Annotated in this window: 1 protein-coding gene; it reads right to left on the bottom strand. The window is 51.1% G+C overall.

The window, feature by feature from the left end; translation table 11 throughout:
• Window positions 1–112: 112 nt before the first annotated feature.
• Window positions 113–519 (bottom strand): methyl-accepting chemotaxis protein (locus PsAD37_RS12865; RefSeq protein WP_244272524.1); only part of this gene is annotated, 407 nt, incomplete at its 5' end.

The following is a 519-nucleotide window of genomic DNA, read 5'->3' as shown; positions in this document are numbered from 1 at the left end:
GTTTAGGGACGTGTGCCAGCTGGTTTTGTGAGCGGCGATTCTGGATTGCAGATGCAAAAACGGCCCTCTTGAAGAAGGCCGTTCTGGAATGCTTGAGCTGTCGCCGCGACAATCAAAGGCAGCGGATGCTTGAGAAGAAATGAGAGATTTCTTCTGAAATTGCTTCGCTCTGCTGGCTGAGTTCTGTCGCAGCGGATGTTGCCGTGGCAACAGCACGTTTGGATTCGTCAGCAGTTGCAAGGATGTTGCTTAGCTCGCTTGTCACGCCCTTCGCATTTTGAGAGGCGGACTGAATGCTCGAAGAGATTTCGTTGGTTGCGATGGCCTGTTGATCCACTGCATCAGCAATTGCAGTTGCGGTTGAACTGACCTCCTCAATCTTTTGGGAGATAGCTGAAATCTCTTCCACACAGCGCTTGGTTTCACTCTGAATAGCACTGATTTTGGAGGCGATCTCGTCAGTTGCCTGACCTGTCTGGCTTGCGAGATCTTTCACTTCGCTTGCCACAACAGCAAAGC

Source organism: Pseudovibrio sp. Ad37 (assembly GCF_001623075.1).
Classification (GTDB): Bacteria; Pseudomonadota; Alphaproteobacteria; order Rhizobiales; family Stappiaceae; genus Pseudovibrio.
Note: the sequence above shows the minus strand (reverse complement) of the source record. Positions and strands in the feature narration are given on the sequence as shown.